This is a genomic window from Anaeroplasma sp. (genome assembly GCF_034179385.1).
Classification (GTDB): Bacteria; Bacillota_I; Bacilli_A; order Acholeplasmatales; family Anaeroplasmataceae; genus Anaeroplasma.
Genome location: NZ_JAXFPY010000014.1, coordinates 1 through 5,840 on the forward strand (window position 1 = coordinate 1; position 5,840 = coordinate 5,840).

Annotated in this window: 8 protein-coding genes and 1 pseudogene; all 9 read left to right on the forward strand. The window is 32.2% G+C overall.

What is annotated here, in order from left to right:
- Positions 1-402 (forward strand): annotated as a pseudogene (locus SPJ17_RS00910) (hypothetical protein); the annotation flags it as partial.
- Between the two features lie 109 nt (positions 403-511).
- The gene (rlmN, locus tag SPJ17_RS00915) at positions 512-1,537 is read left to right on the forward strand and encodes a 23S rRNA (adenine(2503)-C(2))-methyltransferase RlmN (protein ID WP_321091851.1); all 1,026 of its coding nucleotides are present in this window, start codon (positions 512-514) and stop codon (positions 1,535-1,537) included.
- A gap of 6 nt (positions 1,538-1,543) precedes the next feature.
- Complete coding sequence (gene rsgA, locus SPJ17_RS00920; RefSeq protein ID WP_321091853.1) at positions 1,544-2,455, forward strand: ribosome small subunit-dependent GTPase A; 912 nt, start codon at positions 1,544-1,546, stop codon at positions 2,453-2,455.
- Positions 2,452-3,093: a ribulose-phosphate 3-epimerase gene (gene rpe / locus SPJ17_RS00925; RefSeq protein WP_321091855.1), complete on the forward strand. Its 642-nt coding sequence runs from the start codon at positions 2,452-2,454 to the stop codon at positions 3,091-3,093. The genes rsgA and rpe overlap by 4 nt, the downstream gene beginning before the upstream one ends.
- 105 nt (positions 3,094-3,198) lie before the next feature.
- Positions 3,199-3,348, forward strand: a complete 150-nt coding sequence (rpmG, locus tag SPJ17_RS00930; protein ID WP_321091858.1) for a 50S ribosomal protein L33 — start codon at positions 3,199-3,201, stop codon at positions 3,346-3,348.
- 12 nt (positions 3,349-3,360) lie between these two features.
- A complete protein-coding gene (locus SPJ17_RS00935) occupies positions 3,361-4,047 on the forward strand; it encodes a preprotein translocase subunit SecE (protein ID WP_321091860.1) in 687 nt (228 codons plus the stop codon).
- Positions 4,048-4,060: 13 nt separating this feature from the next.
- Complete coding sequence (gene nusG, locus SPJ17_RS00940) at positions 4,061-4,603, forward strand: transcription termination/antitermination protein NusG (protein ID WP_321091862.1); 543 nt, start codon at positions 4,061-4,063, stop codon at positions 4,601-4,603.
- Between the two features lie 260 nt (positions 4,604-4,863).
- A complete protein-coding gene (locus SPJ17_RS00945) occupies positions 4,864-5,049 on the forward strand; it encodes a hypothetical protein (protein ID WP_321091864.1) in 186 nt (61 codons plus the stop codon).
- A partial coding sequence (locus tag SPJ17_RS00950; RefSeq protein WP_321091866.1) for a PDDEXK nuclease domain-containing protein occupies positions 5,046-5,840 on the forward strand: 795 nt, incomplete at its 3' end. The genes SPJ17_RS00945 and SPJ17_RS00950, both read left to right, overlap by 4 nt.

The following is a 5,840-nucleotide window of genomic DNA, read 5'->3' on the forward strand; positions in this document are numbered from 1 at the left end:
GAAAAAATTCCTGAAGATAGTAAAATGGAATTAGATAGGGCGTTAAAATTATTATCTACAAAGGATATTGGAAAATATTTAGAAGATAATTCCCTAATCATAAAGGAGGCGGCAGAAATGTTAAGCGATTATGATAAGTCTGATGAGGCTAGAAGATTAAGGGATGCAAGATTAAAGCAGGAATACGAAGAGGGCGTAAGGCTTGAGGCTGCCAAGGATGAGGGTATTGCCCAAGGTAGAGAGGAAGGTATTGCCCAAGGTAGAGAAGAAGGCATTGCCTTAGGCGAAGAAAAGAGCAAGAAAGAATTCATTTCAATTATGATTCAAAATGGAATGAAAAAGGAAGAAATAGCAAAACTACTTAATTTAAGTCTTGAAGAGGTAGAAAAGTATATTGGATAAAGGAGCGGTGTGCTCCTTTTCTCTTTTGTTCTAATGCATTTGCAAACAAATTATATCTTTAAAATAAATGGTCTTAAGTGTATAATAATTTTGGAAATTAGGTGGAATTATGCAGAGTATATATAATTATACAGAAGAAATGTGGAAGGAATATTTAATCCATATGGGGGAAAAGCCATTTCGTGCATCTCAAATGATGGAATGGTTTTATCGTCATAGAATTCAAAACTTTGAAGAAATGAGCAATATTTCAAAGAAATTTATTGCTCATTTAAAAGAAAACTTTATCATTGATAGCTTAAAATGTGTTACAAGACAAAAATCCTTTGATGGTACACAAAAGTTTTTATTTGAATTATCCGATGGGAATTTGATTGAAACAGTTTTAATGAATCATAATTATGGCTACTCTGTATGTGTAACTAGTGAGGTAGGCTGTAATATGGGGTGCGTATTTTGTGCCTCTGGCATGAAAAAGAAGCTAAGAAACCTAACTACAGCAGAAATGGTACTGCAGGTACTTATGGTATCTTCCTTGGCAGAAATAAGAGTATCCCATGTTGTTGTTATGGGAATTGGTGAGCCTTTTGATAATTATGATAATGTCATTAATTTCCTAAAAATTATCAATCATGCAAAGGGCATAGAGATTGGAGCAAGACATATTACGGTATCTACTTGTGGGCTTGTACCTAAGATTAGGGAATATGCTTCCTTCGATTTACAGGTAAATTTAGCAATTAGCCTACATGCACCTAAAAATGAAATTAGAGACCAAATCATGCCAATAAATAAAAGATATCCTATAGAGGAATTAATGGATGCAGTCAAATATTATATTTCTATAACCGGTAGAAGAGTAACATTTGAATATATTTTATTAAGAGATATTAATGATACAAAGGAATGTGCAAATGCACTTGCAGATTTAATTGGTAGGGAAAATATATATGTAAATTTAATTCCATATAATGAGGTTATAGAAAAGCCTTATAAGAGAAGCAAGGAAGAGACGATGAGAGCCTTTTATGATACTCTTTATAAAAGAGGAATTAATGTACAATTAAGAAAAGAGCAGGGCTCAGATATTGATGCCGCATGCGGTCAGCTTAGAAGCAAACATATGAAAAAGTAGGTATTTATGCAAAAGGGAAGAATCATAAATTTAAATGGTGGAGTATATAAGATTTTACTTCTTGATGGTTCTATTGTTTCTCTTAAAGCTCGTGGTAAGCTTAGATATGAAAAGAAATATATGGTCAATGAAAAATCAAAAAGTAAAAAGGAAGTACTTACTACAATTAAAAATACACCTAAGGTTGGAGATATTGCAGTCATTGAAAATGGAATGATTGACCATTACTTAGAAAGAAAGAATGAAATGATAAGGCCAGATATTGCCAATGTAGACCAAATCCTTTTGGTCTTTGCGGCTAAGGAGCCTGATTTTTCCTTTTTTCTATTGGATTTATTCTTAGTTAATATATTGCATCAAAATATTACTCCAGTTCTTGTTGTATCTAAAATAGATTTGCTTACGGATTTAGAATTATTTGAATTAAAGGAAAAGCTTTCCTATTATGAGAATATGGGCTATAAGGTATTCTATGTAGATTCTAAGCATAAGGAGGGTATTGATCTTGTCAGAGACATCCTAAAGGATAAAATTACCGTTTTATCCGGCCAGACTGGTGCAGGCAAATCTACCCTAATTAACGCAGTAGTCCCTGGCTTTTTCCTTAAAACTGGGGAAATCAGCCAAGCCCTAGGTAGAGGACGCCACACGACAAGAGAAACGAGCCTATACCCTTATTTAGGGGGCTTTATTGGCGATACTCCTGGTTTTTCTAAGTTAGATGTATTAGGAATCGATAAGGATGAGCTTGAGGGTTTATTCGTAGATTTTAGAGGTCATAATTGCAAATTTAGAGATTGTAACCATCTAGAGGGAATAAAGGGCTGCGCCATTTATGAGGCCGCACAAAAGGGTGAGATTTTAGCCTCTCGCTATCAATCCTACAATAAAATGTATAAGGAGATATTAAAAAAATGAAAGTATCTTTATCAATATTAACTGCAGATTTTGCAAATATGGAATCCTCCCTAAAGGAGGCTTTATCATCTACAGATTATGTTCATATGGATATTATGGATGGTGAATTTGTCCCAAATATTTCTATAGGACCTGCATTCGTTAAATCCATAAGAAAAATTACAGATAAGCCATTTGATACCCATTTAATGATTCTACATCCACAAAATTACATTAAGCAATTTGTAGATGCAGGAAGCCAATATATTACATTCCATGTAGAAGCGGATTGTGATGTTTTAAAAACAATTGATTTAATTCATTCCTATAATATAGGGGCAGGTATTTCTATTAAGCCTAAAACTAAGGTAGAAGAAATAAAGGAATATCTACCTTATGTAGATATGGTATTAGTTATGAGCGTTGAGCCTGGCTTTGGTGGACAATCCTTCATGATGGATTCTATAGAAAAGGTAGAAGAATTATACAAATTAAGAAAAGAGAATCATTATTCCTATCTTATTAACATCGATGGTGGAATTAAGGATACAACCGCTCCATATATTGCAAAATATGTAGATTTAGCCGTGTCAGGTTCTTATGTATGTAACGCAGATAATCCAAAGGAAAGAATAGACATTTTACATGCTATAAAATAATTTATTATTTTGATTGACCTTAAACTCTAAATGTCTTATAATTTTAGTAGGACCTGAGATTAAGGTTTTTTATTTTGCGCTAAATTATGTATTGGAGGTGTTTTCATGAGAACAAAGGTTATATTAATTTGTGAAGAATGCTTTAGCCGTAATTACACGACAACAAAGAATCCACAAAAGAATTCAGAAAGACTAGAAATCAAAAAATACTGTCCAACTTGTAATAAATATACAATGCACAAAGAGACGAAGTAAGGAGGATTACTTATGGCAGACGATAAGGAATTAGAAAAGAAGGAAGCTTTAGAAGAAGCTAAAACTGAAGAAGTAAAAGAAGAAGTAGTTGAAGAGAAGGAAGCTTTAGAAGAAAAGAAGCAGGCAATTGGTGGCCCTAAGTCAAAGAAGAAAAAGGTTGAATCTACTTATTCTGAAGAAGAGGATAATGTAGAAGATAATGTAGAAGATAAGGCAGAAGAAGATAATGTAGAAGAAGCACCAAAGAGCAATAAGGATTTAGTTGAGGCTAAGATCCGTAAGCAAATTGAAAAGAAGCAGCAAAAGGAATCATCTTTAGGTGTATATCGTATTGGTGAATACCTAAAGGAAGAGCATCAATGGGAAAACTGGTTATTCCTAGTTATTTCTATTATTACTCTACTACTTGGTTGCTTAATGCTAAATGGTGCATTACAGGTAAGAAAGGATTTCCCTGTAATTGGTGAATATCCTCAAGTATTCGCATGGATTTTAATTGTTCTTGCATCCTTAGGCTTATTATATGCACTTTATCCATTCTTAAAGCCTGCATTCCCTGAATTAAAGAAAATCACATGGCTTGCTTGGCCTAAGTTCTTAGGTAATGCCATTCGTACATTTGTTTTCATCATCATATTAACATTATTATTCATGCTATATGATGTATTCATTGCTGAATTGTTAGGCTTAATTATTTAAGGAGGATAAGACAATGAAAAGATGGTATATTGTAACAACTTATTCAGGATATGAGAATTCTGTTAAGCAGGATTTGGAAAGAAGAAGAGAATCTATGAATATGACTCACTTAATCTATCAGGTATTAGTTCCTGAAGAGGTTAAGGAGGTTGTAGATAAAAAGGGTAAGAAAAAGGAAAAGGTAGAAAAGCTTTTCCCTGGATACGTATTTGTTGAGATGGAAGTAGATAAGGAAATGGACGAGGATGCATGGTTCATGGTTCGTAACACTCCAAAGGTTACTGGTTTCTTAGGCTCCTCTGGTGGAGGCACAAAGCCAGTTGCTGTACCTAAGGATGAGATGGACGCAATATTAGAGAAGCTAGGCCTTGTTCAAAAGCCAGTATTCGAAATTTATGCAGGGGATAAGGTTATTGTTACAGAAGGATCCTTCAAGGATATGGTTGGTGAGGTATCTATAGTTAACCTTGAGAAGGAAACATTAACGATTCTTATCAACATGTTTGGTCGTATGACTCCAATGGAATTCCCATTCAACCAAGTAAAAAAGATTTAATGAATTGACTCCAATTTTAAAATTGGGTCTTTTTTTTATTTTATTTTCTACTAAATTGGTACCACTTCACATCATTAAACTAAAAATCCCAAAGAAATAGACTTGCAATCTAGTAATAAAATGGAATATGTGATACAATAAGATATCTTAAGGAGCTGGTATTATGATATTACAAAATGCCCAATTTAATATAACGATGATCCTGTAAGGCTTAAAGCTTTGCAGGATTTATTTTTTTGAGAAAAGAGGAAATAAATTTTATGAGTAAAACAAAAGAAATAACAATTTTAGAGAAAGATTATTTAGAGGATTTAAATAGAATCAAAGATACTATTAGAACGAACCAAGCTAAAGCAATGGTTGTTGTTAATAGTGCCATGATAATGACAATTATGAAATTGGTAGAATTATCAATGAAAGAAAAGTATGGGGAAGCAAATATATAGAGAACCTAGCTAATGATTTAAAAGGTTATGGTAAAGGATTTTCTTATGATAATTTAAATTACATGAGAAGATTTTCTTTTGAATTTTCTTATCATGAAATATTCGAGCAACCTGCTCGACTAATTGCTTGGTTTACTTATGTAATTATTATGCAGAAGTCACATTCTCATAAAGAAATGTTATGGTATATTGAACAAACATATAAAAACAAATGGTCAAGAAGCCAAGTAGAATTACAATTTAAAGCTAAAGCTTATGAAAGATATTTAATTAATCCAGATACTTCTATACAAGATAGGGAAGTATCTATTAATACTGAATTAAATGAAATTGTAAAAGATACCTATGTTTTGGATTTCATAGGAGTAAATGATATCACTTCCGAGAAAAAATTACAAAATAGTATATTATCTAATATTCAAAAATTCATTTTAGAACTAGGTCAAGGCTTTTCCTTTGTTAGAGAAAAATATAAACTACCTATGGATGATATAGAATATGAAATAGATCTTTTGTTCTATCATATTCCTAGTCACTCATATGTTGTTATAGAATTGAAAACAACAAGGTTTAAGCCTGAATATATAGGACAATTATTATTCTATACAAATTATATTGATGAATATATTAAAAGCGATTTAGATTCTCCTACTATTGGTATTGTACTATGTAGTGAAGCGAATAGCGTCGTATGTAAAACAACACTTAAGAATACTAAAAATTTAGCAATTTCAAAATATAAGGTGATTGAAGAATTAACAGAGTATCTAGAAAGAAAGCTAAAGAAACAC